The organism is Streptomyces beijiangensis (assembly GCF_017315755.1).
Classification (GTDB): Bacteria; Actinomycetota; Actinomycetes; order Streptomycetales; family Streptomycetaceae; genus Streptomyces; species Streptomyces beijiangensis.
The window spans coordinates 1-253 of record NZ_JAFLRJ010001377.1 but is presented as its reverse complement, the minus strand read 5'-3'; the positions used below and the strand labels follow the sequence as shown (position 1 = coordinate 253).

Genomic DNA, 253 nt, shown 5'->3' with positions numbered 1-253 from the left:
ATCTACCTTCGTCTGGACGCGGGTCCGAACGCGCAGCACAAGGTCGAGGCCAAGAACCTCTACATCGACGTTGCTCAGCTCGATGCCGATGCGACCTTCACCAACATCGACATCGGTGTCGCGGTCAAGGACAAGACCCGCGGACCCGCGGTGAAGCAGGGCGAGAACGCGCTGCCGGGCGGCTTCGCCCAGCAGGCGCAGAAGGCCGACCTCACCAACGTCAAGCAGACGGCGTGGGCGACCACTGCCGGGA

At 65.2% G+C, this 253-nt stretch carries 1 protein-coding gene; it reads left to right on the top strand.

Annotated elements, in window-relative coordinates; translation table 11 throughout:
- On the top strand, positions 1–253 hold a 253-nt coding region (locus J0695_RS41900; protein ID WP_242553808.1), incomplete at both ends, for a DUF6230 family protein.